Here is a 25,944-nt window from a genome sequence, read left to right on the forward strand (position 1 = left end):
TTAGCCTTTATTTGACTTAATTTTGGCAAATTCCGCATCGATGCGACCCGTTAGCATTTTGAAATACATGATCCAATCAGAGATAAAAGAATAAAATGGATAGGTAAAAGTTGCTGGTCGGTTCTTTTCCACAAAAAAATGCCCTATCCATGCAAAGAAATACCCACTAACAAGAGCAAAGGCTAAGATATAGAATTTACCAGTAGATAAAAATCCAAGGATACATCCTAATGCTAGACTTGATCCAACAAAATGAAGTGCTCGATTGAAGGGATGGCTATGTTCCTCTAAATAAAAAGGGAAAAAATCTTTGAGTGTTTTGTATTTCTTTTCCATACATGACTCCTTGCACTTGATCATAATCAAGAATTGATCTTTGCCAAGACAAAAATGATTCTAATCTTAGAGTTTATCCCTAGTTTTTTCGGTTATATTCGATAATTCGGATATGATTTTAAAATTGTGTTGCACGTTAGTGGGTACTGCCTAATGTGCATTAACAATTAGAATCTAACAGAGAGTTAATTTTACAAAGAAAGCAGGAGAATGTATGAAACCAAAATCGATTAAACCGGATGAGCTGAGTAAGATTTTTGCCGAACTGAAAAAAGGTGATGAATCTGCCATCGGTAGTTATTTGGTAAAAGGGGTTCGCCTTCAAATTAGTAAATACAATCTTTCCGGTGCCGAACGAGTTCAGTTGTTATACAAACGAAGAAGAGCCCAAGGAATGTGTATTGTATGCGGAAAAAAAGTCACAAAGAAAAATCCATCTACAGACCAGCTCTATAGATTGTGTGAAGAACACCGTAATAAGATTGATAAAGGTTCTAAATAACCAATTCATTTGAGAGAGTTTCCCGCTTTTCTTTGCGGGAGCTCACTCCAAACTTTTTCTCTCTCTTCCTCGGTCATCACTGACCAACTCCCAATTTCCTCAATGGTTCGAAAACAGCCTGCACAGAGCCCTGAATCTGGGTCAATCATACAGACTTTGGTACAAGGTGATTTTAGTGACATAGGCCTTAAAATAGTAAATTTTTATAAATTTTCCTAAGCTAGTTTGGGAATCCGTCGATCCTTCCCATAAGGGAAAAGGAATTCGCATGTTGGATTGGGTAGAATCACTTAGAAGTTTATTTACTAATGAAATAGACTGTTACAAGCGCCTTCTGGAATTGGAAGGCAAAAAAAGAGCGGCCATCCATTCTGCGGACGGAAAGTCTTTGGAATCCCATGTCAAAGAAAGTTATCATATTATGGTAGAAGCCTCTGAATTGGAGCGAATTCGAATGAAGGCCATCGAAGACGTCTACGAAAAAGAAAAATTCACAAAAGATGAATCTTCTATCACACTCACCAATTTTCTAAATCAAATGGATCGCGACTCCAATTTTAAGTTAAAAACCTTTGCATTAGAATTAAAGAAGGTCGTGGCGGATTTAAAAGATGCCATCATCACAAACGACAAACTCTTAAAAACAAGAAAAGAGTTTTTGCAAACAACTGTTGACTCTTTGCAAGAGTTATCCAGAGAAAAAGTTTATACCTCACACAAACAACCGACAAGGCGTGGGCAGGGCCAAAAAGGCGCGATCATTTTGAACGCGACTGCCTAGGAGTATCGTATGGGATCAACATTCCAAGGAATTGAAATAGGAAAACGAGGACTTTCGGTCCACCAACAAGCGATCCAAACCACAGGTCATAACATATCCAATGCGGATAACAAACATTATGCTCGTCAAAGAGTGGTCATGAATAGTATGGATCCTCTTTATGAGCCAGCATTCAACCGTGCAGAAGTGCCGGGACAAATTGGACAAGGGGTGAAAATTTCCGAAATCGAAAGAGTTCGTGATAATTTCATCGATGATCGTATCATCGATTCTTCTTCTCTCAAAGAATATTGGGGGAAAAAAAACGACTACCTATACCAAGTAGAAACTGTTTTTAACGAACCAACAGGAACCACACTTCGTTCCATGATGGATCAGTTTTGGTCTTCTTGGGAAGATCTTTCTAACTACCCAGAAGAAACCGCACATAGAGCAGTAGTCCAAGAAAAAGCAGAAGCTCTTGGTTCTCGAATGGAAGATGTATACAGAAAACTTTCTTTACTCAGAGACCAATCCAATCGCGAAATCGAATCAAAAGTAAACCATTTAAATACTGTTGCAGAGAATATCAAATCTCTGAATGAAAAAATCACAAAATCACAAGCATTAGGTGATAATCCGAATGACCTTTTAGATAGAAGGGACGAACTTTTACAAGAACTTGCGGGGATGGCGGACATTACCATCGGTCGCAGTGACGAAGACGAACTGATGGTTTTTATTGGCCAACAGATCCTTGTCCAAGGACAAAAAGTTCATAAAATCGATTTGGTAGGAAATCCCAATAACGATGGACTTTTGGATTTAAAATGGTCAGAGACTGGAGATACAGTTTTACTTCGAAAGGGGAGCATCCAAGCTCTTTATGAAATCAGAGACCGAATTCTCGTCGAAAAAATCAATGCTGTCGATGCTCTCGCCATCAATGCGATGGATGTCATCAATGAAATTCATAAAGATGGATTTGGTTTGAATGGAAAAACCAATTTAAACTTTTTTGAAAGCAGGGCTCTTGCCACAAATACCTTCGGTGAAATTGATACCGATGGAGATGGACTCAACGATAAAACTGCCGTGTTCCGTGTGACAGGTCGTACATCCATTGATGCCGATCGTCCGATTGGAATTTCAGGAACCATGCGTTTTTTGAAAGCAAGTCCTGGTGGGGAAACTGAAATTTTAGTTCCTTATTCCAAAGATGATACTTTGAATGCTGTTATCAAACGAATCAATCGTTCGGAAACTGGTGTTGTGGCTTACATGTCGCATGACAACCAGTTGGCGCTAAAAGCCACGACAAACCCTTTGGATAAAAAAGAAAATTTTATGATCCGCCACTTAGAAGATTCTGGGGAACTTCTTGTGGGTCTTACTGGAATCTTAACAGCAACAGGTGTTGCTGGATCTTTTGATTATCGAAAAATAGGTGAGATCAATAAATTCCAAGCCAATGCCCAGGACATCACACTCACACCGATGTATCATCCTTCTTCTTTCTTTAAAATGTCAGAAGATGTCAGAAACAATCCTGCAAACATTGCAGCAGCTCGTGGAAAAGATGTGAATGGATCCGGTGATTATAACTCACCGAACGGTCAAAAAGATGGATCAAATGCACTTCTCATCGCAGCAGCCCTCCGTGAAAAACCGGTGATGTTTGATTATTCCAAAACAACGGATGATTTTTATAACTCACTGATTTCTAGATTAGGAACAGAAGCAAGAGAAGCAAAACAAGAGTATACCACTCAGAATGAACTTATGGTGGAACTTGAGAACATGCGTCAGTCTGTGATGGGTGTGAATTTAGATGAGGAAATGGCCAATATGGTTCAGTTCCAACAGTCCTATAATGCATCCGCAAGAATGATCTCTACACTCAATGAAATGTTAGATACCATCATCAATAGGTTAGGTGTATAATCATGATCAGAATCACTAACATGATGCAAAACAATTCCTTGGTCCGGAACTTAAACCGTCACCAAGTGGCAATGGACGAAACTCAAACGCAATTGGGTACGGGATTAAAAATCCGTAAACCATCTGATGATCCAGGTGCGGCCACAAACCAAATGTATTTTCGATCCCGTCTGAACGAACTCTCCCAATACGAAGAAAACATTGGGGACGGATACCAAAGGTTACAACAGATTGATGGTGTCCTAGACAAGATGGGAGAAATTTTCCAAAGAGCACGTGTACTTACGGTGCAAGCCGGAAACGGAATTTACCAAGGGGACAAGGGATTTGAATTGGAAGTGGCGATTGGTAAAGAGATCGACCAACATTTACGTGCGATTGTGGATCTTGCCAATGCACGAGATGCTACCGGACAACCTTTGTTTGGTGGTCATGTGATTGAAAGACCACCTTTTGAACCAATTGAATCAAAAATTAAAGGTTTGCAAGGTCTTGAACTCAAAAACCAATATGTAGGTGTCGAGTATCGTGGCGATATCGGAGAACAACTCCGTGAAATCGAAAAAGGTGAATATATTCCCATTACCATTCCTGGTAATAAAGTGTTTTGGGGAACGAACGTGAGTGTCACTTCCAAAGTGGATAACTCTGCTTACCAAGCCACGTCTGACCAAAAGTTTAAAATTGATGGAGTTGAAATTCATATCTCTGTGGGTGATACCATTGATGATGTGATTGATAAAATCAACAACTCACCACTGGAAGTGAAAGCAAGTAAACTTGCCCAAGATAACATTTCTATTTCTTCTACGGCTCCTCACCAAATTTGGTTAGAGGATGTGGATGGAGGAACAGTCCTTCGCGATATTGGACTCATTGAACCAAGTGCAAGTGAACCACCGAATAACTTTTCTAAGTCGGCAACTGTCACTGGACTTTCTGTATTTGATGTTTTGATTCAACTTCGAAATGACCTCATCCAAAAAGACCAAGAACGAATTGGTGGTAGGGATTTGGGCGATTTGGATTTGGCTTTGGAAAACATTCTTCGCCACCGGTCGACCATTGGTGCCCGTATGAATCGTTTGGAACAACATGAAGAACGAGTCTCTTACGACAAAATGTATATGACCGAACTACTAGCGAAAAATGAAGGGATCGATTTTCCGGAAACAATTATGAATATGAAGTGGTTAGAAACAATTCATAGTTATGCGCTCAATGTCGGTTCTAAAATTATCAAACCAACTCTTATGGATTTCCTTCGGTAACGGAAACTAAATGACGGTTATATTAGAAAGAAAAGAAAGTACAGGAACTAGAATGTCGGTAACGATTCATACAAAACCTTTCGGAACCATCCAAGTGGACTCAAAACAAATCCTGAAATTCCCACAAGGGTTACTCGGGTTTGAAGAATTTGATGAATATGCCCTCATCGAAGAAAGTCCTGAGAGTCCATTCAAATGGTTGCAATCCACAAAAGAATCGGGGCTTGCATTTATTGTCATCCAACCAGAACTGTTTATGAATGATTATAAACCTGCTATTTCTGATGAAGAACTTCATGATATCGGGCTTACTAGTTGGAAGGAAGGATTGATCTTTCTGATTGTCACTATTCCTCATGACAATCCAAAAGGAATGACTGCAAACTTACAAGGCCCCATCATTCTAAACGGAAAAGAGGGAAAGGGAAAACAATGTATTTCTCGAGATGAAAATCATCCCATTCGTAAAAATATCATTGAATCTATGGAAGAGATGTCTTCCGAAAAGGTATAATCCGTGTTAGTTCTTGCAAGGAGGAGCAACCAATCCATTATGATCGGTGATGATATCGAAATAGTCATTGTCGATATCAAAGGTGACCAAGTAAAGATTGGTGTCAAAGCTCCAAAAAATGTTTCTGTACATCGTGCAGAAGTATATAAAGAAATTCAGGAAGAAAACAAAAAAGCTGCCGGGACCAATATCAAACCAGAAGATTTGGGCAAACTCGGTGATTTGTTCAAAAAGAAAACTTAACTTGATCTTTCCTTCGATTAGCGTTTCTCTGGAGCCAAACTCCAGGGAGATATTTTAGAATTGAAACGTAGATTTTTAGTCTGGTTTTTACCACTGATCGTAGTCTGGTTCCAACGTTTGATTGGCTTTACTTCCAGATTTCGTTTTTTGACAAACGAACATTACGAAGAATTATTCAAAAATAAAAAACCTTTTATCTATTCAATTTGGCATACGAACGTTTTGTACTCTCCTTTTTTGCACAGGGGAAAAAACGTAGCAGTGTTAATTTCCGAATCGAAAGATGGGGATTATATTAACCAAGTCGTTCATCGGTTTGGAAATACAAGTGTTCGGGGTAGTAGTTCGAAAGGTGGGTCGAAAGCATTAAAGGCTGTGATCCAACATTTAAAGAAAGGATTGCCGGCTGCTTTTACACCCGATGGCCCACGTGGTCCAGCCTTCATTGTCCAACCAGGAATCATTGCCGCAGCACAAGTCACACAAGTTCCTATCGTTCCCTTTCATTATGAATGCAGTAGGCAATGGATTTTAGAAAGAGCCTGGGACAAACATAGAGTTCCAAAACCTTTTACAACTTTTGTTGTTTCTTATGGAGAACCTATTTCAGTTCCTCGTGATTTAAATGAAGAAGAGTTTGAAGCGATCCGTCTAAAAGTAGAAGAAGCAATGTTGAATAATCGAAATCTTGCTATAAGAGAAGCAGAACGAATTCATAAAGGAGAATCCCAATGACAGCAGTGTTTGAAGACAAGGTGGTGGTTTCTACTGCCAAAACAAAGTATGAAACAAAAATCTCTGCAGGAAAACATACATGGGTAGCTGATGAACCAAAAGATAAAGAAGGAACGGATCTTGGGCCTATGCCTATGGAATTACTTGCCTCCTCTTTGGGTGCCTGCACTTCCATTACAATCAGGATGTATGCCGACCGAAAAGAATATCCCTTAGATTCCGTAGAAGTTCATGTAACAATTGATAAACGATCTCCAGAGGATCATAAATTTACAAGAGTTGTTGTTCTTTCTGGAAACCTAAGTAAAGAACAACGGGAAAGATTACTTTCCGTTGCCAATGCTTGTCCAGTTCACAAACTTTTGTCTGGAAAAATTGAAATCGAAACGAACTTGGGTTAGTGAATGACCACTAAACCCACAAAGGAATCACCGTAGCGGAACCACCATCCCATTCGATTTTTGTGTGGAAATGTTTTCCTTCACGAATCCTTGGGACTTTGGCACCGTTCACATAGAAGGTTCCGCCTGTGTATTCGTGCGTTTCTCTTTCTTTCTTTTTGCTAATCGAATGGTGCATATGACCGGAAAGAACCAGAGGGACTTTTTTCCCAATGGATTTGGCATAACGAATGGCTTCCGTAAGGTCCAAATCTCCCCAGTCTCCACCTTCTTTTTTAAACTCGGCTCCATAGATCGAATTTTTGGCAGCACCTAACCCAAAAGGTCCGTTATGCGAAAGAAAGAATAAATTTTTTTCTTTGGTTCCGTCGATCAGTCGTTTGTATTTTTCGATCGAAGTTTCCATATTTGAAACCATATAAGATTTTGTTAGATAGGGTTTAAAACTAAGACCTCCGCCCATCGCATGAGGACGACCCACGATGAGGCTTAAATCATTTTCTTGTGATAAAACTAAAGAACTATAACCCAGTAGTGAGATGGGTTTTACAAGTTCCGAAAGATTTCGCATCCTCCTGTTTTGGCCAATTTGACCAGAGTGAATGAGGACTTTTGATTGGATCACTTCTCCAATGATGGACGTTAAACTCATCCCATCCCAATTCCCAGGAATCATATACGCACGTTTGGTGAGACCTTGGAACGATAGTTTTCCTAGTTTTGGGTTCCCACGTAGATCCCCTGTAAAGAACAAACAATCATAATCCGAAGCATTGAAGTATTCGATATCTTTCTGGTTCCAATATCCGTGGATGTCACCGATCAATGCAAATTTCATTTTGGTATCTCTTTTATTAATTAATCTTTATTGCGAATAGAACTTATGGAAGAACGAATGAGTCCTTCCGATTTGCCGCCCACTCGAATGAATGCAGGAGGTTTACCGATGGGGGCTGGGACTTGGATTTTTCTATATCCATCGTAAGTGGTTCCTGTCCAAATATGTTGCCATCTACCACGCGGAAGATAAACATCCTGTACGATCTCATCACTTTTCACAACAGGGGCCACAAGAAGGTCATCTCCTAAAAAAAACTGGTATTTGTATTTTAATAAATTTTTATCTTCAGGCTCTACCAAGTAATTGTGTCGGACAACAGGGATTCCCGTTACCGATGCTTCTTCCACCAAACTTTGAATATATGGTTTAAGAGCAAAATGAATTCTTGCAATTTTTGCAAAAAGAGTCACGGTATCTTCATCTCCGAGGGACTTGGTTCCATCTGGTTTGGTATAGGTATATACCTGCCAGTTTTTGAGCGGTTTATTTCCTTCGTGGGTTCTAAAAACCGGTGTAAAGGCTGAAGCTTCGGCCCATCGCAAAAGAAGTTCTTTGGATCTATGATAATTACGGAGTGGGTTTGTAATGGTTGTGTATCCACCGATATCACTATGGTTGAGCGCATAACCACTGATACCTGAGCTTGTGAGTCCAATGATGGAAGATGGAAGTCCGTCATTGGTTCCGAAACTTACCATCTGGTCTCCTTCCCAAAAGAGAGTAGAATATGCATTGGAATAACTGTATCCCGCACGGGTGAAAAAAACGATTTTTCCTTCCATCCCAGCTTCTTTAATGGCTTCCCGATTGATTCTTGCCCAATCGACGGGATACCGGTTGTGATAGATTTTGGCATCGATTCCCGAATATAATTTTGCATCATAAGGCAACCATTCTCCAAAATCAGCCATCCAACCAGAAAGACCCATTCCAATCATATTTTTTTTGATTAGTTCTTTGGTCCAACGAACCGCTGCCGGGTTTGTTAGGTCAATCAGGTAGGCAGGGAACCCAACGGTTTGGATAAGATAGTCTTCTCCGCTTTGATTTTTTACTAGATATCCTTTTGCTTTCGCTTCCGTTAAGAGTGGGTTTGTAAAATCATCATTTGGTTTTTTAGGATCTGTATCTGCAAGGAAGGAGTTAATGTAACCTAACACATGTACATTTTGATCATTCATTGATTTCACAAATTTTTTAAATTCAGGATACAAAGTATCATCCGCATACCAACGCCATTTGAGTTGGTCTCCAAAATTAGTGACACGTCGCCCACACCAATCTTGGATCCAAAGGGCTGTCACAGGATTTCCAGCATCTTTTGCTTGTTTAACGATGGCAGAAACTTTTTCTGATCCGCCTTGGACGCCAAGCCATGTGCCGTAAGCCCAATCCGGAAGTTTTGGGAATCTGCCTGTTTTTTTGGTATAAGCTTCGATGAGTGATTTGGAAGACGATCCAATCCAAATGGTTCCGGAGAGAGATTTCTCTGATTGAAAATCCCAAAATTCTACTTTGGTTTTTTTGGAATCACTAAAATCAAAATTTGCATAACCGCTGTTTTCGAAAAAAACAGAACGGTTTTCGGAAGTGATGTAATGGGGGATGGGTGCGTATGTTGTATATGCGTTTCCACCAGCCCCTGCCAAAAGATTTGCTCCTGTAGTGATGGGTTGGTCACCACGTCCCACCCCTTGTTCCTCCGTAAATAAAAAGGGAGTTTTTCCTTTGAGTTCATCATAGGTAAACTGTTCCCCTAACCCAAAAATCTTTTCTTCTGGAGAAGAAACATAATGCAGGTGGATTCTATTTAAGGAAGGATCAGAAATAGCGATTTTGAATTCAACCTCCATATCTGATTTGGTTTGGAAATGAAGTTGATAATCGGTGAAACAATCTTTTCCGGTTAACTTCCCTTTGATGGAAATCTTTCCTGGTTCCTTTATGACTTCGTCTATGGATTGATTGTTGCAAGATTTTTGTAGGTTCTCTTTGAATTGAAACGAAGCCATTCTGTATTTGGATATTGTTTCTTTGGTGAAGGACAAAAGAAATGGCTCTTCGAGAGAAAGTTTGATAAAGTCTTTTCCCAGGGAATGGTTTCTTAACGTGAATTCATTTTTGGATTGAATCCATTGTACTTTTTGAGTGAGGGAGTATGATTCTTCCGAAACCGGAAGATTTGAAACGATGCGGGAAGCGCATTCCAAAAAGAACAGTGATAGAGATAAGGATATAAAACGAAATACCATCGACCCCTCCAGGAGCAGAGATTAGTGGATCGATGGTTTATCGTTTCGTAAATTCTTTTTTAAACTTTCTTGCGATCCAATCCGCCCACACGAGGTGCTGCGGCTGCCCCTTGTTTGACACCAAACACTGCCACCGCTTGTTTCGGTAGACTTGATTTTCTCCATTCAAACCAAGAACCTTGGTAGGTAGTGACATCAATATAACCCGCTTCGCGAAGCATGAGTGCGAGTAAACATGAGCGAGCACCATTGTAATCATAAATCACAGTGGGTCGTTCTGGCATAAAAGGAAATCCATTCAGGCGTTTTTTGAAAAGAGAACGTTCGATGAGGTTTGCTTCCCCATCATATAAATTTCTCCAATCCCATAAAAAAGCACCAGGCAAACGTCCACAAAGAGTTCCTTCTTCTGGAGCCGTAAGCCTTGGCAATCGCCCTTCGTATTCTTCCATTGTCCTTGCATCAAAGATTTGGAGTTTGGTAAGATTTCGTTCCATAAAGGCTTTGTCCACGACACCTTCAATTGGTTTTACTTTGTCAGCGATTGGAGGCTCAATTTTGAGATCGCCTTTTGCTTTATTGCCTGTTACAGGCCATTTTTGGCCAAGAACATAAGCATCCTTAATTCCCATTCCACGGAGTAAATACACCATCCGAGTGGAAAACATTCCCATTCCTTCATCGAAAACAATGATTCGGTTTTTTTTTGATTTTTGAAATTCTTGTACGACTGCCACCATCGGTCCGTACAATTTCTTTTGGGATTCTGGATCAGATCCGAATGCTTTTTTGATAAATGGATAGTAGTAAGCACCTTCCAAAGTTTCTTCTTCATATGCTGATTGGGAACGACAATCGATGAGGAAGTCACCAGGTTCTATTTCGGTTTTTAGAAAGTTCCAGTTCAAAAAAGTATTCTCCTATTTCTTACATTACTTTTCCACCCCTCGAATTTTTGAAAGTCTGAAAACCAAAAAAAAAGTTCATCTCTGGTTTGAGACATAATGAGAAAAGAAATCAATTGGATGCCAGTTGATTCTGCTAGGGGAACCAGCCGATAATTTGTACAATCGGTATTTCATGATTAGGCAGATGCACATATACTTTGGATTGATTTTGTTTCTTTTGGCAACGGGCGTTGTTTTTGCGGACCGCACAAAGATTTACCCATCGTTGCATTCGCTAAAGAATGAAGTGGAATCATGGAAGGAAAAAAAACCATCCGCACAAATCAAAAAACAGATTCGTACTCATCAAAATTTTCTGATGGAGGATGAAACTTGCCATATAGAACCTGCATCGCACATTTCATCCGTCACTTACTTTCGATTTAGTTGTCAAACTGGATCGGAACCTCTTCTCATCCAATTCCGTTCCAATCAAAAAAGGAAAATTGAAGTTGGTAAGGGTAAGTTTCAATTGAGAGCAATCCATCATATAGGAAAAAAACAATATTTAGAAATTGAAACCGGACTTGTTTTGAGCGAAACAAAAACACAATCTAGATTGAATGTTGATGATACTGAATTGGATTATCCTTCGAAAAAACAAGTTTCCAGTGTCTTGGAAAATAAACCAACCATCAACTCAAATAAACCCATTCAAAATCCTAATTTATTTTATTTTAAGTCCGTATCCCAAAATCCAAAAAGAAGAAAGGAAGTCCCCTCAGATATTGAAGTGTTTTTTGATACTTCTTGTCCATTGGAGTTTATCGAAAAGGATCAAAGTTTCTACTGGGACCAAACAGTTTCCTTTGTTTTTCGTATCACATGCATTCGCGATTCAGCCTATAGTTTGATCCGTGTACCATCGACTGCATCTGGTGATTTAGTTGCCTCAAATACAATTTGGAAAGATCCGAAACCTGGTGACCGTGTGTTAGGAACTGCCGTCTTAAAAAAGATCACAGAAACTCAAACCTTTTGGGAGAAAATTGTTTTGTATTATGAATAAATTTTTTAAACTCTCTATTCTATTTTTTCTTTTGAACCACTCGTTGTTTGCTCAAGCAGATCCAGAGCCAGCAGTAGATTCTATATTCCGATCTGTGGTTCTCATTCGCAATGAGGGGTTTAATACAGAAAACAAAACACAACCATGGATGAAAAAGAATTTGTACACTGGATTTGGATCAGGCCTCGTTTTGCCAAATCAAACCATTTTGACAAATGCTCATGTGGTTCGTGATGCCAAACGAATTCTTGTAAAAAGTAGTTTTACTAAAAAAGAATATTTAGCAGATGTTAAATATATCGGTTATGATTGTGATTTGGCTTTATTACAGGTCAATGATCCTGATTTTTCAGAACAAACCACAACTCTCTCTTTTTTAGAAGGTATCCCAAACTTAGGATCAGATGTATTACTTTTAGGTTTCCCGAATGGAAATGATAGTTTGTCAGTGGAAAAAGGATCGATTCTTCGATTTGAAAAAAATCGATACACTTACTCCGGGTTAGACTATCGTAACGTATTAAAAATCAATGCGAATATCCAACCAGGAAATTCAGGTGGGCCAGCTGTTCAAAATGGAAAGGTAGTGGGTTTGGTTTTTCAAATTAGCACATTGGAACAAGGGATTGCTTATTTAATATCAAATGATATCATTCGTCATTTTTTAGAAGATATCGCAGATGGGAAGTATGATGGGTTTCCTAACATTGGATTCACTTTTCAAAATGGAAATCCAAAAAGTTTAAAACAAGCAATGAAGGTTCCGGCCAATCAATCAGGCATTTTTGTGAACCGAATATATCCTTCTTCAACGTTTTCGAAAGTCTTAAAAGAAAAGGATTTTGTATTCGCAGTGGATAATTTGCCTCTTTCCAATGATGGGGAAATTTCCGAGTCCAATAAAAAAGAATTCATCATTGATTGGGTCGAAAACAAACAGCTAAATTCCAAAGTGGCAGTCAGCTATTATAGAGCAGGAAAACGATATGATGCAGAAGTGAATCTTCAAAAAAACTATGCATTAGATTTGTATCGTGATTCTACGGAAGATTATTTTTTACAGGCAGGATTTGTTTTCCAGCCCATCACTAGGTCCTTTTTCCATTCAGAAGATGGAGACTTGGATAGTTCTTTAAAATATCATTATAGTTATTTCATTCAAGATTTATTATACAGGTATACAACTCGAGATATTGTTTTGAGTTATACATTCAATGATCCTGAAACTTCAAAGTATAAAAAGTATAAATATAAAGTGGTTGAGTCGATTAACGGAAGAATACCGAAAGATTTAAATGAATTTAAAACTATCTGGAAAAATGAAAAAAAAGGTTTTATTGTCCTTCGGTTTCGAGGGATGGATTTGCCCATTGTGCTTAGGCCAGAGTCTATTTACCAAATGAACCAACGTGTGAAAAAAAGATATGGTGCCAATTATGAAGAGTTTTAAATATATTTTTCTAATTATTTCTATTTTTGCCACCTTACTTCCTATTGGTGCCGAAGAGTTTGAAGATAAACGTGTAATCGAATCAAAGATCACATTCCAAAAAACAAGCCACCAAAATCCTTGGCTTGTAGGAGAACCTTATTCTAGAAAGTTAAATTTGATTTATATCGGAAAAGGACTTTTTTTTGGAGTCACTTTACCCAAACAAAATCCGGTATTTGCTGAATTTGAGTCTTTTGATTATTCAGTTCCAAAATTAGGGATCAAGTCTTATGATGAAGAAACAGGTTTTATTCTTTTGGAAACAAAAGAGATTCCCAAACTCCCTAAATCTGTGGTTTTGGATTCCAAGTCGGCAAACAAACATTGCCCAACAGGTAAGTCTCGTTATGTATTTCTTCCGTTCTCAAAAACACCGATCAAAGTATTATTGCTTGAGAAAAAAACATCGGAAGATTCTGATTTTTTCTTCAAGAATCAAGTGTTATGTGGTGTAACCGTAGCAGAATATTTGATACCCACCGAATATGTAGAAACTTTTTATAGGACTGAAGGAAAACCATTTCCTCATCCAGGTTTGGTATTTGATGTCAATTTGACTCCGTCGGAACGTGAGTATTATTCTAAAAATAATACCAATCCACTTTTAGTAACGGAAGTGATCCCAGGTGTCGGGCCTGCATATAACCTGTTTCCTGGTGATTTAATTACAGAAATCAACGCAAGTCCTCTTGCTAAAATTGATGATTGGGATCGTACGGACAAAGTTTATGATTTGATATTGCGAAAACCAAATGGCACATTGCGAGAATTAGGTGAATCGATACAATTAAAACTTCATAGAAATTTTCAAAATCAGAATGTAAGTTATGATTTGCGAGCATACGACTCAAATGATTTTTTAATTCCGGAAGAAGCCAAAAAACGAAAACCCCTGTATTTGATTGTAGGCGGATTTTTCTTTACGGAACTTACGAATGCATATTTGAAGGAGTTTGGCTCTGAATACCGAGTTAAGTCAGAAAAAAAACTAGTTTATCTTTCTGACTATTACCAAAAAAAAGTGCACCCTGTTCGTGAAAAGATCGTGATTTTAAGTCGTGTTTTTCCCCTAGAAGGGAACCTAGGATACCAAGAATTTCAGGATTTGGTATTAGAGAAGGTAAACGGAACACGGGTCACGTCTCTCAGTCAATTAAAAACGCTTCTCCAATCGGAAGAGACCACCTACTATGCGTTTGAGCTTTCCGGTGGAAAAATCGCATTTTTTACACGTAGGGAAATTTTGGATCTCCAACAAGAGTTACAACTGACTTATAAATTGGGCCGTGCCTACAACTTAGAAGATTAAAACTTAAAAATAGATTTACAATTGTTATAGATTGGAGTTCTCTTTACCCTAAGACTCCATTCTATGAAAATCCTTTTTGTTGATGACGAAGAGACAATCCGCGAATTGTTCTGGGAATACTTCAAAGATGAATTTAATGTCACTCTTGCTGCCGATGGACAGGAAGCTCTTGCGATCTCTAATCAGAATACATTTGATCTAATTATTTCTGATATCAGCTTACCGAAATTAAATGGAATCCAATTCATTCAAAAACTGAGGGCAGACGGAAACCAAACTCCATTTTTGGTGATTACTGGCGATAGTGACATTCAGATTGCCATTGATGTATTTAGAATGGGAGCGGTTGATTTTTTTCTGAAACCTTTCCGAATGGAAGCACTCCGTTCTCGAATCAAAAAATTTGAAAATGCTGACATTGATTTAAACCTTCTCTTTAATAGTGGTGAAATCATTCAGTTTAGTGATGACTGTAAAATCAAACTTCGCCCACAAATTAAAAAACTAAATTCTTATATTGCTTTCATCGTTAAACAGATTTTGAATTCACCTTTAGCCACTCAAGAAGATTTGATATCCATTAAAATTGTTTTGTATGAACTCTTGGCAAATGCCATTGAACATGGCGTGGCTGGCGTAACTTATGCAGAAAAACAAGAATGTTTAGAGGCCAATGAGGATTACTTTAAGTTAGTGGATTCTCGTTGTGCAGAGAACAATTCGTTTGTCTTCGTTGAAATATCTATGGATGATGTTGGAATCACCATTGTCATTCGAGACGAAGGAAATGGATTTGCTGTTAGTCAAATTCCTAATCCAGTTGTTAACCCGGCTGCAAACTTAGTCAGTGGAAGGGGAATTTTCTTAGCGAAGATGAATATTGACTCTATTGTTTATAATGAAAAGGGAAACGAAGTTCGATTTTTCAAAACTTGGTATAAACTGACACAATCTAATTAAAATTGGACTCCCAAAGAAACATAAAACCGTAGGTATTCTTTTTTAGGCATTTCTTCAGTGAATGGTTCAGTAATGAGGATACGAGTTTGCCGAGGATCCATCATCGTATAAGAAGCACTGACTTGAGCAAATAATTTTCCATGTTCATTTGATAAAAAACTAATTTTCCCTATGACTTCATTTCCTTTGCCTAAGGAAGAGTCTGATCGATTCAAAAATAAATCGGTGCGGAAAAAAGAATTCCAATCCATACCCATTTGGATTCCATAAATTCGATTTCCTTTGTTTTCATAGTTGGAGTTCTCTCTTGTAGGAGTATCTCGAAACTGTGGTGGGACACTTAAGTCCAAAGATTGGTATAATAAAAATGAAGAGTATCCTCCGAGTACCCTTGGTTCGGCAAAATTTGACGCATAACCATCGCTATTTGAATCTAATCGTTCCTTATTATCTTTTTTAGTCACAAGGCCAGCTAAAGCAAAACTAAATTTTTCACCTTGGGAGTGAAGGGATAAATATCCTAAATAAGAATTCGTTGCGATTTGTTTTTCAGACCAGGGAGCAGAGGAAGATTTTGACTCACCAAGAAGCCGAATGCCCACCAAATCCAAAGCCCAATTTTCGAAAAATTTTTTGGATTGGAACTCCATTCCACTATAGGAGTAACGACCAGAAACTCTTTGTCCAGATAGAATTTGTCCATTGGTATTATGGTTGGGATCGGAATGAACATAATGAAAAAAACGAAACTCTTCCCAAAACAAAGTTTTCTCAGAACTGAGAAGGCCACCATAAATCTCCCTTCGGTACCCAGTCCAAGGAGGCCCAAACCAGTTTTCCCATTCAGGTTTAGCGTTTAGGCGAATTCCTGTTATGCGAAGACCAGAGGAATGAGAGAGGGAAACAGAACCATAATTTGCCATTCCCACAAAAAAGAATCCAAACCGGTCCAATCGATTGAACCCACGGCCAACTTCCAGACCCAACTGAATTCCTGAAATTTCTTTGGAGACGAGGGCTGTGAATTCGGAGTCATAAATCGTTCTTACTTCTTTATCGACAATCCTTCCCTCAGAAAAGCCGACCCTGGGTGCAATCAGGACCGCCAAATTCCAACCCTGGTTAACAAAATAAAACAAACTGGGAGTAGTGAGGATTCCTTGCGAGTAATAACGATTTGCTTTTTCTGAATCAAGTCCCCCTTTTTGAGATTGGAATTTACCACCAGTAATGAGTTCTGTTTGGAAACCGAATCCCTTCGTATCTCTCAGTGGAATCGTTTTGGATCTTTCTTTGACAACCACTCGCCCGAAATTACGATTGGCACGGTCGTCATCCATTACGGAATCAGAGTAAGACTCGGCAGAAAGACTGGAAAAAAAAGAAAGAAAGAGAAGGGAAACTATCCCGATACTTGTAGGGATGAAGAAAATACTTTTGAAATACAGACATGGATTTCTTCTCATTTTCCCTCTTCTGTTGGTTATTTTTTCTTATAGAGAAGCTGACACTCGTTTTTCTCATGATTTGAGCCGGTTTTTCGAGAAGACAGACCATAGCAAAGAAGAAGCAGTCATTTATGTTTATTTGACAGAAGCTGAAAAAACCAATTTTTCAGTTCGCAGAAGAAAAGAACTTTCACGGGCAATCGTTCGATTTTCACAAAAATTACAATTCCCCGATGGAACATTGTTAGGTGGATACCAACCAAATTCTTCTTTGTTTTTATTGGCGTGGGCTAAAACGAGATCGGAGTTTCGAACAAATCCTTTGCATGGATATGGGATTTTGAGTTTATCTGAAATGTTTGTTCGAGAATTTGAAATGTCTTCTGGAACGAAAATTAATCGAGATTTCGACATCCAAAACGATTCGATCCAATTGAAGATGGTAATTTTAAAATTAAAAGAGTCTTTGGCTGCAGGAAAATCAGTTAAAGAAGCATATTTAAAAATATATGATGGAAATACTTCTCCAAATGAATGGGAATTGTTAGAAACTAATTATAAAAAAATGTATGAGTTTGTTACTTCCGAAAATAAGCCATAAAATAACCGGTTAATAATAACCAAGATACAATTTGACCAAGAAAAAGTGATATGGCAGCACCATTGGCACCCCAGTCAGGAATGATCCAATAATCAAAAATAGCTCCGAATAACAATCGGAGTAATGCAAGTCCAGCAAGAAGTCTTGGCAATCCCAATGCAAATAGTGCCGTTCCCAAAGGAGCAAACACCAATTGTAGTAAAAAGTTTGGGTATAAAATTTTAAATACAGAAATTGAGTTTGTGTATTTTGTGCCGAATAACAATGTTAAGATGGGTTCTGCAAGTAAAATTCCTGGCGATAAGGCGATTGCGATCATCCCACCCAAAAAAACTGATTTTTTTAGAACATTGGGAAATTCTTCTGTTTCTGCTAATCTTGCTAACTTTGGATAAATGATTGAATTGAAAGTAGCGAGGATGATGATAAATCCGCTAAATAATTGTAAGGCGGTTCCGTAGTCCGCCACAATCTCTGGTGGGTGAAATTGGTTTAAAAAGAAAATTTCCAGGCGATCCGATAGGATAGCAAAAATTGAGGCAGCAAAAGCCCAAAGATTAAATAGTAAAAGTTTTTTTTCATTGGTTCTGACTTCAGAGGCTTCTGCAGTAAAAGAGATCTCTTCTTTGCCAAAAAAGAAGAAGAACATAAATAAAACAAAAATAGGAGCAATACAAAAAATAGCAAGAATATCCATATATGTGAGAGGATGGATACTAGATTCAGATAAATAGATTAGTAATAGAAGTCGAACTACGTTTGGAAGAGGATTCCAAAGAGAAAGTGATTTGTACTTCCTATAGGATACAAATAAACTTTCGAAGTAAGAGATAAAAGAAATTATGATCCCACCAAATAACAGAAGTAATAAGACAAAGAAATTTTCGTCACTTGTTAAGTAAGCCACCAAACAAACGATAGATAAAAATAAAAAAGAATAGAATTTGATTCTTAATGATGCATTGAGTATGGCACCTGGATTTTCTTTTTTTTCCGCCATTGGCGAGATGTATTTAATTAGTGCATTGGGAAGTCCAAATTCAGCAACTGCCAGAACCACTGGTAAAAAACCTAAAAAGTATTGAAGTTTTCCGTTTTCTGCTTTGCTTAACAAATTTACGGAATAAATCATAAACACCAAGTTGGTGATGGCAGATAACGCTTTTGAACTACTAACAAAGAAAGAGTTTTTGAGAACTCCTTCTTTTAATAACTCTACTTTTAAAAGTTGAAATATTTTTTTTAATTTTTGCATGTACTAGTTTTGCAAAAACTTTCCTTTTTGGATTTTTTGCAGAACCAAGGGAACAAGAAACACCAAAGCAAATCCAACAACTAAATAACGGATGTATCTTAAAAACAAATCATCCTTCCAAATGGTTTTTTTGATTAAAATCCCTGGGATTACGTAGAGCAATAAGATCACAATGGCTAAAACTAACAATCGAACAAAAACCGTAATCCAGAAATTGTTAAATTGATTTGTTCCAAATGAGAAATTCCATTTGGGAAGGGACCAATCCAAAAACTCTGGTTTGCTCAATCTTGGATAAAACAGAATTCCAAGCCAAAAACCCGCAAGGGCACCGCTGGCCGTTAACACTCCCGACAAACTATGGTGATGTTCTACAGAAAGAAACGGAGAGTCCAAAGAGATTGGTGATAAAGTGATGACGATCCCTAATAGACTGAGTGTACGATAATTCTTTGTATGTAGGAAGGCCGGAACTGAATTTTTTTTATAAAATCGATCGAGTAAAAATAAAATGATGAGTAAATGGATAACACCTAATCCGAAACCTAAACTCACATCTCCTAGATAATGTACTTTGAGATACATTCTAGAAAATGGCATAAACAGAATGATGAGAACAGAAAGAACTCGAAACCAAAGTTTGGGAATACGGTAAGCTAACAGACCCCAGACGACAACTGCGGAATAGGCATGGCCAGATGGCAAACCAAATGCTTTTTCATCAAATGCTTCTGGATAGGGAAAGGGCCTTGGACTTTCTAGGTAAAATTTTAAAATTGAAACCATCACTGCAGATGTAAGGAGCCCCAGAGAAAGTTCGAAAGCTAGTTTTGGTCGGTAGTAGATGTAAACAAAGGAGATAAGGCCGAGGAAAAAACTACTCCCTCCCAAAAAATGGCAGATGGTAGAAATCAGAAGGAAGATTCCGCCGAGGTTTTGGTCCCAAACATGGAGAGAATCCAGGGGAACGGAGGAAAACCAAAGGGAGCTCTGTGTTAGGATGAGTTCTTTCATAGGAATTTCCATCTAAGATGAAAATCCAACTTGATTTCATAAAGTTTTATTTTGAAATATGTGATGTTTCTATGGATTCTAACCAAAACCCCGCTGATATTTTAGAAAGTCTCTTTGTCATTCCCAGGGAAGTTCCCAAAACCATCCTCCGTAATCTCCTTGAGCTCATTTATGACGTCAAAGTGGCCGGATCTGAAAACATTCCCGAATCTGGTGGGGCACTTATCATCTCCAATCATACCGATTATTTGGACATTCCGGTACAGGGGGCTTTTGCTGACCGAAAGATCGTATATTTGGGCAAATATGAACTTTTCCATCCCCAAGAAGAGATCATGGCCATCCTCAATCATAAAAACTCTCCTTTTCAATACCCACCGTTAAGTTTAACTAAGCCGGTCATTGAAGTTTTGTTGAATTCTCTAGGCAGTGTAGTGAAAAAAAACCTAATCAATTGGGGGAGTATGCCCATCATCCGCAATGCTGCCAAAGATTCGGAAATGGACAAACGAGCTGCCATGGATTACTACGAAAAACTAGAGACTTATATGGTGGATCTCATGAAAGAAGGGGAACTACTTTCGATTTATCCAGAGGGTTCTCGTTCGGAAACGGGGGAATTGCAGTCCTTTCGTGCCATGGCGGCAAAACTTGCCATTCGTGCGGGGGTTCCCATCATTCCGTCTGGAATCGTTGGTGCGACAAATATGTCAAAACCCAAGGCTTTCTTAACAGGAGATGCTTTCAAAACGAAAATTCGTTACCAAATTGGAAAACCCATCCTTCCTTCTGAGTTCCCAACTGGTCCGGAGAAAAAAGCTGCCAAAGAACTGACAGAAATTCTGGAAAATCGAGTGCGGGAGCTCATGAAGCAAGCCCAGTCCATACTTTAGTCTCGACCTTTCGGGAAAATTATGACATAGTTTCCAAAGCTATGTCATTCCTGTCGCATTTTGCTATTGAATCCGTAGCAATCTTTTTAGAACGTTGTTCTCTATGACCACCGAAATCTTAACTTACACCCCCAAAAACAAAATTCGCTTTGTGACGGCGGCCTCCCTCTTTGATGGCCACGATGCCTCCATCAATATCATGCGGAGGATTTTGCAACAGAGTGGGGTAGAAGTGATCCACTTGGGACACAACAGGAGTGTGCAAGAGATTGTCCAATGTGCGATCCAAGAAGATGTACAAGGGATTGCCATCACCAGCTACCAAGGTGGTCATGTGGAATATTTTCAATACATGATTGATCTATTAAAAAAAGAAGGGGCAGGTCATATACGGGTGTTTGGTGGTGGTGGTGGAACCATTCTCCCTTCTGAGATTGAAGTTCTACATAAATACGGTGTGGCTCATATTTATTCCCCTGATGAAGGAAGGACCCTTGGTTTGCAAGGGATGATCAACGATGTTGTCAAACAATCTGATTTTCCTACTCCACTTTCGTTTAACGGAGATTTGGCGTCACAAATCCAAAAGAAAAATTTTTTAGCACTTGGGCAAGCCATCACACAGATGGAGTTTTCCCTTTTGCAGGAAAAAACAAACTACTCTATCAATTTAGAATTTCCACCTCCAAAGAAAAATATTCCCGTTCTTGGAATTACCGGAACAGGTGGTGCTGGTAAGTCTTCCTTAACGGATGAACTGGTTCGTCGGTACTTACACGATTTTCCAAACCAAACCATTGCCATTTTGTCTGTGGATCCATCAAAACGAAAAACAGGTGGGGCACTTCTGGGAGATAGGATTCGTATGAATTCCATTTTAAATGAGAGAGTGTATATGAGGTCGTTTGCGACAAGGGAAGCAAACATTGCTCTCAACAGAAGTGTGAAAGGTGCCATTCAGATTTTAAAATCTGCAGGTTATGATCTGATCATTGTTGAAACTGCTGGGATTGGACAAAGTGATTCCGAAATTACGGAAGTCGCCGATGTTTCGTTATACGTGATGACACCAGAATATGGTGCGGCCACTCAGTTAGAAAAAATTGATATGATCGATTATGCGGATGTGATTTCCATCAATAAGTTTGATAAACGAGGAGCCCTTGATGCTCTTAGGGATGTGAAAAAACAATACCAAAGAGCTCGTAATTTATTCAATGATCCAATTGATGTAATGCCGGTATATGGAACGATTGCTTCGCAGTTCCAGGATGCGGGAACGGATGAACTCTATGCTCATCTGATTGGAGTTGTGATCGAAAAAAATAAATTAGATTGGAAAACCAGTTCCTCTAAAAACCAAGAAGGAAGAGAAGCATCTGTTGTCCTCCCTCCTGATCGTGTTCGGTATTTAACAGAAATCAAAGAAGAAATTGATCGAAATGCCGAGTGGATTTCCAAAGAAGCAGAAATCGCAAGATCAGCCTACCAACTGAAAGGTGCCATTTCCGTATTAGCCAAAAAAGGAAAACCAACTAAAGACTTGGAATCCGAGTACCAATTGTTATGGGGTTCTTTATCTGTTGAATCCAAAAACATTTTGGAAACTTGGTCTGAAAAAATTGAATCCTTTCGAAAGGAACAGTATTCCTACTTTGTTCGTGGCAAAGAAATCAAAGTCGATAATTATACGATTTCTCTCAGCCATTTGAAAATTCCAAAAATTGCCACTCCGCGTTTTGTGGATTGGGGTGATATTTTACATTGGTCTTATCAAGAAAACTTCCCAGGTTTTTTTCCTTATACAGCAGGAGTGTATCCATACAAACGAAGTGGAGAAGATCCAACACGTATGTTTGCCGGAGAAGGTGGGCCAGAACGAACCAATCGTCGTTTCCATTATTTGAGTTCGGGAATGCCCGCCAAACGACTGTCAACTGCTTTTGACTCTGTGACTTTGTATGGGGAAGATCCAGATATCCGTCCTGATATTTATGGAAAAATCGGAAACTCCGGTGTGAATGTTGCCACACTCGATGATGCCAAAAAACTTTATTCTGGTTTTGATCTTTGTGATCCTTCCACATCCGTTTCCATGACCATCAATGGCCCTGCGCCAATGGTGCTGGCTTTTTTCCTAAATGCTGCCATTGACCAAGCCTGTGAAAAATACATTCGTGCAGAAGGGAAAACAGAAGAAGTGAATTCCCAAATTCAGAAAATCTATGCAGCCAAAGGACAAGAGGTTCCAAGTTTTGATGGGGTACTTCCTGAAACTAACGATGGTTTAGGACTGATGCTTCTTGGTGTGACGGGTGATGAAGTATTACCAATCGAAGTGTATACAAAACTAAAAAAAGAAGCCCTTTCGCAAGTGCGTGGCACTGTGCAGGCGGACATTCTAAAAGAAGACCAAGCGCAAAACACTTGTATTTTCTCTACTGAATTTGCCTTAAAAATGATGGGAGACATCCAACACCACTTCATCCAAAATGCTGTTCGGAATTTTTATTCTGTTTCAATCAGTGGATATCATATAGCAGAAGCAGGTGCCAATCCTATTACCCAAGTTGCGTTTACCTTAGCCAATGGATTTACTTATGTAGAATATTATTTAAGTCGTGGGATGGACATCAATGAGTTTGCTCCAAACCTATCTTTCTTTTTTTCGAATGGGATTGATCCAGAGTATTCTGTGATTGGACGTGTGGCTCGTAGGATTTGGGCCAAAGCGATGAAGTTCAAGTATCGAGCCAATGAACGTTCACAAATGTTAAAGTACCATATCCAAACATCGGGTCGGTCTTTACATTCACAAGAAATTGATTTCAATGATATTAGAACCACATTGCAAGCGTTATATGCAATTTATGACAATTGTAATTCCCTTCATACAAATGCTTATGATGAAGCCATCACAACACCTACAGAAGAATCGGTTCGCCGGGCTGTTGCCATCCAACTCATCATCAACAGGGAGCTTGGTCTTGCCAAAAATGAAAATCCATTACAAGGTGCCTTTATCATTGAAGAACTTACCAATTTAGTGGAGGAAGCCATCTTAGCTGAATTCAACCGACTGACCGAAAGGGGTGGGGTGCTTGGTGCGATGGAGCGGATGTACCAAAGGAATAAAATCCAAGAAGAATCCCTACATTATGAAACCTTAAAACATACTGGTGAATACCCGATCATTGGTGTGAATACATTTCTCAATCGAAACGGATCGCCAACGGTGATTCCAGGGGAAGTCATTCGTTCGACGGATGAGGAGAAACAGCAACAAATTGGAAATTTGAAGGCGTTTCAAAAACGAAATGAAGGCAAAACAGACATTGCCATTACAAAATTAAAACAAGTGGCTCGTGCGAAAGAAAATATCTTTCAAGAGTTACTCGAAACAGTGAAAGTGGCGTCCTTAGGGCAAATCTCCCATGCTTTGTACGAAGTGGGAGGTCAATACCGCCGTAACATGTAAACAAAGGAAAGGGTAGAGATTCTGCCCTTGGTGACTTTATGATTTCTTGGGATTTGATCAAAAAACACAAACTTGGAATTCCTCTACTTTGGGACATTACCATGGTCTTTGTTGTCCTTGGGAACTTAGCGCTTATCATTTTTGATTTGAGTTATTTGAGTTTGCGGCCGTTTTATTTTCATAAGTTTCCAGAATTACTTAAACTATACGACAAACCAATTTTAGGAATTGAAACCCATCGAACTACATCTGCTTATACTGATTTGGTGGATGATTTAAAATATTTAACGCAATTACGAGATGATAGTTTTCGAGAGAACCAAAGAAAAATCACGAGCGAAGAAATTTATAAGACTCTCACTTCTTTAAAATCACAAGTTTCCAATGAAAGGTTTGAATTTTTATACGCTAACTTTGAATCGGCGATACAAATAGGAGATGTCCAACTTCGTAGAAAAAAAGTCGAAGAAACGTTGGTCCAACTCAATGATTTTTTCAGTGTTATGGAAGAAACTGATGAAATTACAACCCTCGGGGAACTTTCTGAAAAATATGCTTTTATCAACCGTTTGAGTATTGAGGCAAACGAATCCAAAGAAATCATATCTATTTTTCAAAAGATGGACAAACGGATGTTGGAGATAGTGGAAACAAATCCTTTCGCTATGTCTGGACAAACAAAATTTTTATCGGAGATCCAAACAGCAATCAAAAATGAATACCAAAAACATAAAACAAAAGCAAGGGATATTAAATTAAGACAAGAACTGGATCCAGTTTTGAATCGAGATCGAATTCCATCTACCGTTGTTGCGTTTGCTTGGTTTTGGCGGGACCAAAACAGGTCATTAGAACAAAAAATTGAATTTTTTAACCAACAATTTAGAGAATATTTTGCTCTGAATTATTACCGGGCAATTTCTTCTGATGGTAGCCCAGTTAACAACTACTTGTTGTTAGACGCTCCTTTTTTGTTTTTCTTTTTGGCAGAATTTATCATCAGTTGGTTGATTGCCATTCGAAACAAAACTTATATTGCTTGGTTTTTATATCCTATTTATCATTGGTATGATGTATTAGGTCTCATTCCAATTGCTACATTCCGTTTTTTCCGTTTGGTTCGGGTCTATAAAATTTATCTGATGTTACAAACCAATCAGTTCACTCGTATTTTAGGGAATGATTTGATTAGTAAAACTTTGCGGTATTATTCTAATATCATCAAAGAAGAAATCTCTGATATTGTCACCATTCAGATTCTTACAGAAACTCAGAATGAAGTAAAATCTGGAAATTCACTTGATCAACTCGTGAATGCCATTGACCAAAATCGAGATGAATTAAAAAAAGTTGCTATCAAAAATATAGCAAAGTCAGCACAAAACCCAAACTTACAATCATTAATTCAAAATTTGGTAACAGAAGTTTCAGAACGTGTTTCTGCAAATATGAAACCTATATCTTTACTTCCAAAAGAGATGCAGGCCAATCTCACGAAACAAATTAGTTTAACAATTTATTCTGCGATTTCTCAAGCAACAGTTGCAATGGCAACAGATCCTTCAGGAAGGAAGTCGATTGAGAATTTAATTGATTACCTAATTGATGAAATGATTGTTATCGCACAAGATCCAGATATGGTGAAACTCAATACCAATATTACTGTCGCACTCATCGAAAATATGAAGAAATCGATTGGTGAGAAAAAATGGCTGAAAGCAGAAATTGGAAGTAGTTAA

General features: G+C 38.5%; 24 protein-coding genes. 16 read left to right on the forward strand and 8 right to left on the reverse strand.

Going from position 1 to position 25,944, the window contains the following annotated elements; genetic code table 11:
* On the reverse strand, positions 1–336 hold the full coding sequence (locus CLV96_RS12355) for an Mpo1-like protein (protein ID WP_004784726.1): 336 nt from the start codon (positions 334–336) through the stop codon (positions 1–3).
* Positions 337–550: 214 nt separating this feature from the next.
* Between CLV96_RS12355 and CLV96_RS12360 the strand changes: the two genes are divergently transcribed.
* A complete protein-coding gene (locus CLV96_RS12360) occupies positions 551–838 on the forward strand; it encodes an LIC10235 family protein (protein ID WP_004784148.1) in 288 nt (95 codons plus the stop codon).
* 5 nt (positions 839–843) lie between these two features.
* On the opposite strand, the gene CLV96_RS12365 is transcribed toward CLV96_RS12360, so the two are convergent.
* Positions 844–1,020 (reverse strand): DUF1289 domain-containing protein, encoded by a 177-nt coding sequence (locus CLV96_RS12365; RefSeq protein WP_051012777.1) that lies wholly within the window; start codon positions 1,018–1,020, stop codon positions 844–846.
* A gap of 86 nt (positions 1,021–1,106) precedes the next feature.
* Between CLV96_RS12365 and flgN the strand changes: the two genes are divergently transcribed.
* The 7 genes from flgN to CLV96_RS12400 are packed head-to-tail and all read left to right on the forward strand — an operon-like array spanning position 1,107 to position 6,706.
* The gene (gene flgN / locus CLV96_RS12370) at positions 1,107–1,619 is read left to right on the forward strand and encodes a flagellar export chaperone FlgN (protein ID WP_004785326.1); all 513 of its coding nucleotides are present in this window, start codon (positions 1,107–1,109) and stop codon (positions 1,617–1,619) included.
* 9 nt (positions 1,620–1,628) lie between these two features.
* Positions 1,629–3,542: a flagellar hook-associated protein FlgK gene (gene flgK, locus CLV96_RS12375; RefSeq protein WP_004784658.1), complete on the forward strand. Its 1,914-nt coding sequence runs from the start codon at positions 1,629–1,631 to the stop codon at positions 3,540–3,542.
* A 5-nt stretch (positions 3,543–3,547) separates the two neighbouring features.
* A complete protein-coding gene (locus CLV96_RS12380; RefSeq protein WP_231292547.1) occupies positions 3,548–4,813 on the forward strand; it encodes a flagellar hook-associated protein 3 in 1,266 nt (421 codons plus the stop codon).
* A 52-nt stretch (positions 4,814–4,865) separates the two neighbouring features.
* Positions 4,866–5,327: a flagellar assembly protein FliW gene (fliW, locus tag CLV96_RS12385; RefSeq protein ID WP_040917327.1), complete on the forward strand. Its 462-nt coding sequence runs from the start codon at positions 4,866–4,868 to the stop codon at positions 5,325–5,327.
* Between the two features lie 3 nt (positions 5,328–5,330).
* Positions 5,331–5,570, forward strand: a complete 240-nt coding sequence (gene csrA, locus CLV96_RS12390; RefSeq protein WP_012390131.1) for a carbon storage regulator CsrA — start codon at positions 5,331–5,333, stop codon at positions 5,568–5,570.
* Positions 5,571–5,630: 60 nt separating this feature from the next.
* The gene (locus CLV96_RS12395) at positions 5,631–6,305 is read left to right on the forward strand and encodes a lysophospholipid acyltransferase family protein (RefSeq protein ID WP_004787261.1); all 675 of its coding nucleotides are present in this window, start codon (positions 5,631–5,633) and stop codon (positions 6,303–6,305) included.
* Positions 6,302–6,706 (forward strand): OsmC family protein, encoded by a 405-nt coding sequence (locus tag CLV96_RS12400; RefSeq protein ID WP_004785100.1) that lies wholly within the window; start codon positions 6,302–6,304, stop codon positions 6,704–6,706. Before CLV96_RS12395 ends, CLV96_RS12400 begins: the two co-directional genes overlap by 4 nt.
* 10 nt (positions 6,707–6,716) lie before the next feature.
* On the opposite strand, the gene CLV96_RS12405 is transcribed toward CLV96_RS12400, so the two are convergent.
* From CLV96_RS12405 to CLV96_RS12415, 3 genes are read right to left on the reverse strand one after another with little or no spacing between them, the layout of a single operon-like run.
* Entirely contained in the window at positions 6,717–7,544 is an 828-nt protein-coding gene (locus tag CLV96_RS12405) for a metallophosphoesterase (protein ID WP_004785924.1), read from the reverse strand.
* A gap of 20 nt (positions 7,545–7,564) precedes the next feature.
* On the reverse strand, positions 7,565–9,799 hold the full coding sequence (locus tag CLV96_RS12410; RefSeq protein WP_004786693.1) for an alpha-glucosidase: 2,235 nt from the start codon (positions 9,797–9,799) through the stop codon (positions 7,565–7,567).
* A gap of 59 nt (positions 9,800–9,858) precedes the next feature.
* A complete protein-coding gene (locus tag CLV96_RS12415) occupies positions 9,859–10,707 on the reverse strand; it encodes a sulfurtransferase (RefSeq protein WP_004786698.1) in 849 nt (282 codons plus the stop codon).
* Between the two features lie 184 nt (positions 10,708–10,891).
* On the opposite strand from CLV96_RS12415, the gene CLV96_RS12420 reads away from it, so the two are divergent.
* From CLV96_RS12420 to CLV96_RS12435, 4 genes are all read left to right on the forward strand, one after another.
* A complete protein-coding gene (locus CLV96_RS12420; RefSeq protein ID WP_243836476.1) occupies positions 10,892–11,755 on the forward strand; it encodes an LIC11113 family protein in 864 nt (287 codons plus the stop codon).
* Positions 11,748–13,205 (forward strand): S1C family serine protease, encoded by a 1,458-nt coding sequence (locus CLV96_RS12425; protein WP_004785603.1) that lies wholly within the window; start codon positions 11,748–11,750, stop codon positions 13,203–13,205. The genes CLV96_RS12420 and CLV96_RS12425 overlap by 8 nt, the downstream gene beginning before the upstream one ends.
* Positions 13,192–14,556 (forward strand): PDZ domain-containing protein, encoded by a 1,365-nt coding sequence (locus tag CLV96_RS12430; RefSeq protein ID WP_004786397.1) that lies wholly within the window; start codon positions 13,192–13,194, stop codon positions 14,554–14,556. Before CLV96_RS12425 ends, CLV96_RS12430 begins: the two co-directional genes overlap by 14 nt.
* Before the next feature lie 63 nt (positions 14,557–14,619).
* Entirely contained in the window at positions 14,620–15,516 is an 897-nt protein-coding gene (locus CLV96_RS12435; protein ID WP_004787662.1) for an ATP-binding response regulator, read from the forward strand.
* Here the strand turns inward: CLV96_RS12435 and CLV96_RS12440 are convergent.
* Positions 15,513–16,856 (reverse strand): hypothetical protein, encoded by a 1,344-nt coding sequence (locus tag CLV96_RS12440; RefSeq protein ID WP_004785129.1) that lies wholly within the window; start codon positions 16,854–16,856, stop codon positions 15,513–15,515. The two genes, CLV96_RS12435 and CLV96_RS12440, sit on opposite strands and share 4 nt — an antisense overlap.
* An 82-nt stretch (positions 16,857–16,938) precedes the next feature.
* Between CLV96_RS12440 and CLV96_RS12445 the strand changes: the two genes are divergently transcribed.
* Positions 16,939–17,565 carry a hypothetical protein gene (locus CLV96_RS12445; protein WP_004785888.1) on the forward strand — a complete coding sequence of 209 codons (627 nt, stop codon included), beginning with the start codon at positions 16,939–16,941 and terminating at the stop codon, positions 17,563–17,565.
* On the opposite strand, the gene CLV96_RS12450 is transcribed toward CLV96_RS12445, so the two are convergent.
* Both CLV96_RS12450 and CLV96_RS12455 read right to left on the reverse strand, forming a co-directional pair.
* Positions 17,543–18,820: an oligosaccharide flippase family protein gene (locus CLV96_RS12450; RefSeq protein ID WP_004784749.1), complete on the reverse strand. Its 1,278-nt coding sequence runs from the start codon at positions 18,818–18,820 to the stop codon at positions 17,543–17,545. The two genes, CLV96_RS12445 and CLV96_RS12450, sit on opposite strands and share 23 nt — an antisense overlap.
* Positions 18,821–18,823: 3 nt before the next feature.
* Entirely contained in the window at positions 18,824–19,834 is a 1,011-nt protein-coding gene (locus tag CLV96_RS12455; RefSeq protein ID WP_231292503.1) for a phosphatase PAP2 family protein, read from the reverse strand.
* Positions 19,835–19,905: 71 nt separating this feature from the next.
* Between CLV96_RS12455 and CLV96_RS12460 the strand changes: the two genes are divergently transcribed.
* From CLV96_RS12460 to CLV96_RS12470, 3 genes are all read left to right on the forward strand, one after another.
* Positions 19,906–20,727, forward strand: coding sequence for a lysophospholipid acyltransferase family protein (locus tag CLV96_RS12460; RefSeq protein ID WP_051012794.1), 822 nt, complete (start codon positions 19,906–19,908; stop codon positions 20,725–20,727).
* Positions 20,728–20,830: 103 nt separating this feature from the next.
* Positions 20,831–24,205: a methylmalonyl-CoA mutase family protein gene (locus tag CLV96_RS12465; protein ID WP_004784511.1), complete on the forward strand. Its 3,375-nt coding sequence runs from the start codon at positions 20,831–20,833 to the stop codon at positions 24,203–24,205.
* 38 nt (positions 24,206–24,243) lie between these two features.
* Positions 24,244–25,944 carry a hypothetical protein gene (locus tag CLV96_RS12470; RefSeq protein ID WP_004785262.1) on the forward strand — a complete coding sequence of 567 codons (1,701 nt, stop codon included), beginning with the start codon at positions 24,244–24,246 and terminating at the stop codon, positions 25,942–25,944.

This window comes from Leptospira meyeri (assembly GCF_004368965.1).
GTDB classification, from domain to species: Bacteria; Spirochaetota; Leptospiria; order Leptospirales; family Leptospiraceae; genus Leptospira_A; species Leptospira_A meyeri.

Bases quoted from the DNA above. Each gene is read 5' to 3' on its own strand.
- CLV96_RS12455 (WP_231292503.1), bottom strand. From the start codon at position 19,834: ATGAAAGAACTCATCCTAACACAGAGCTCCCTTTGGTTTTCCTCCGTT.
- CLV96_RS12440 (WP_004785129.1), bottom strand. From the start codon at position 16,856: ATGGATGACGACCGTGCCAATCGTAATTTCGGGCGAGTGGTTGTCAAA.
- CLV96_RS12355 (WP_004784726.1), bottom strand. From the start codon at position 336: ATGGAAAAGAAATACAAAACACTCAAAGATTTTTTCCCTTTTTATTTA.
- CLV96_RS12460 (WP_051012794.1), top strand. From the start codon at position 19,906: ATGGATTCTAACCAAAACCCCGCTGATATTTTAGAAAGTCTCTTTGTC.
- CLV96_RS12405 (WP_004785924.1), bottom strand. From the start codon at position 7,544: ATGAAATTTGCATTGATCGGTGACATCCACGGATATTGGAACCAGAAA.
- flgK (WP_004784658.1), top strand. From the start codon at position 1,629: ATGGGATCAACATTCCAAGGAATTGAAATAGGAAAACGAGGACTTTCG.
- flgN (WP_004785326.1), top strand. From the start codon at position 1,107: ATGTTGGATTGGGTAGAATCACTTAGAAGTTTATTTACTAATGAAATA.
- CLV96_RS12420 (WP_243836476.1), top strand. From the start codon at position 10,892: ATGCACATATACTTTGGATTGATTTTGTTTCTTTTGGCAACGGGCGTT.
- CLV96_RS12400 (WP_004785100.1), top strand. From the start codon at position 6,302: ATGACAGCAGTGTTTGAAGACAAGGTGGTGGTTTCTACTGCCAAAACA.
- CLV96_RS12470 (WP_004785262.1), top strand. From the start codon at position 24,244: ATGATTTCTTGGGATTTGATCAAAAAACACAAACTTGGAATTCCTCTA.
- CLV96_RS12435 (WP_004787662.1), top strand. From the start codon at position 14,620: ATGAAAATCCTTTTTGTTGATGACGAAGAGACAATCCGCGAATTGTTC.
- CLV96_RS12445 (WP_004785888.1), top strand. From the start codon at position 16,939: ATGAAGAAAATACTTTTGAAATACAGACATGGATTTCTTCTCATTTTC.
- CLV96_RS12430 (WP_004786397.1), top strand. From the start codon at position 13,192: ATGAAGAGTTTTAAATATATTTTTCTAATTATTTCTATTTTTGCCACC.
- CLV96_RS12425 (WP_004785603.1), top strand. From the start codon at position 11,748: ATGAATAAATTTTTTAAACTCTCTATTCTATTTTTTCTTTTGAACCAC.
- CLV96_RS12450 (WP_004784749.1), bottom strand. From the start codon at position 18,820: ATGCAAAAATTAAAAAAAATATTTCAACTTTTAAAAGTAGAGTTATTA.
- CLV96_RS12365 (WP_051012777.1), bottom strand. From the start codon at position 1,020: ATGTCACTAAAATCACCTTGTACCAAAGTCTGTATGATTGACCCAGAT.
- CLV96_RS12360 (WP_004784148.1), top strand. From the start codon at position 551: ATGAAACCAAAATCGATTAAACCGGATGAGCTGAGTAAGATTTTTGCC.
- CLV96_RS12465 (WP_004784511.1), top strand. From the start codon at position 20,831: ATGACCACCGAAATCTTAACTTACACCCCCAAAAACAAAATTCGCTTT.
- fliW (WP_040917327.1), top strand. From the start codon at position 4,866: ATGTCGGTAACGATTCATACAAAACCTTTCGGAACCATCCAAGTGGAC.
- CLV96_RS12410 (WP_004786693.1), bottom strand. From the start codon at position 9,799: ATGGTATTTCGTTTTATATCCTTATCTCTATCACTGTTCTTTTTGGAA.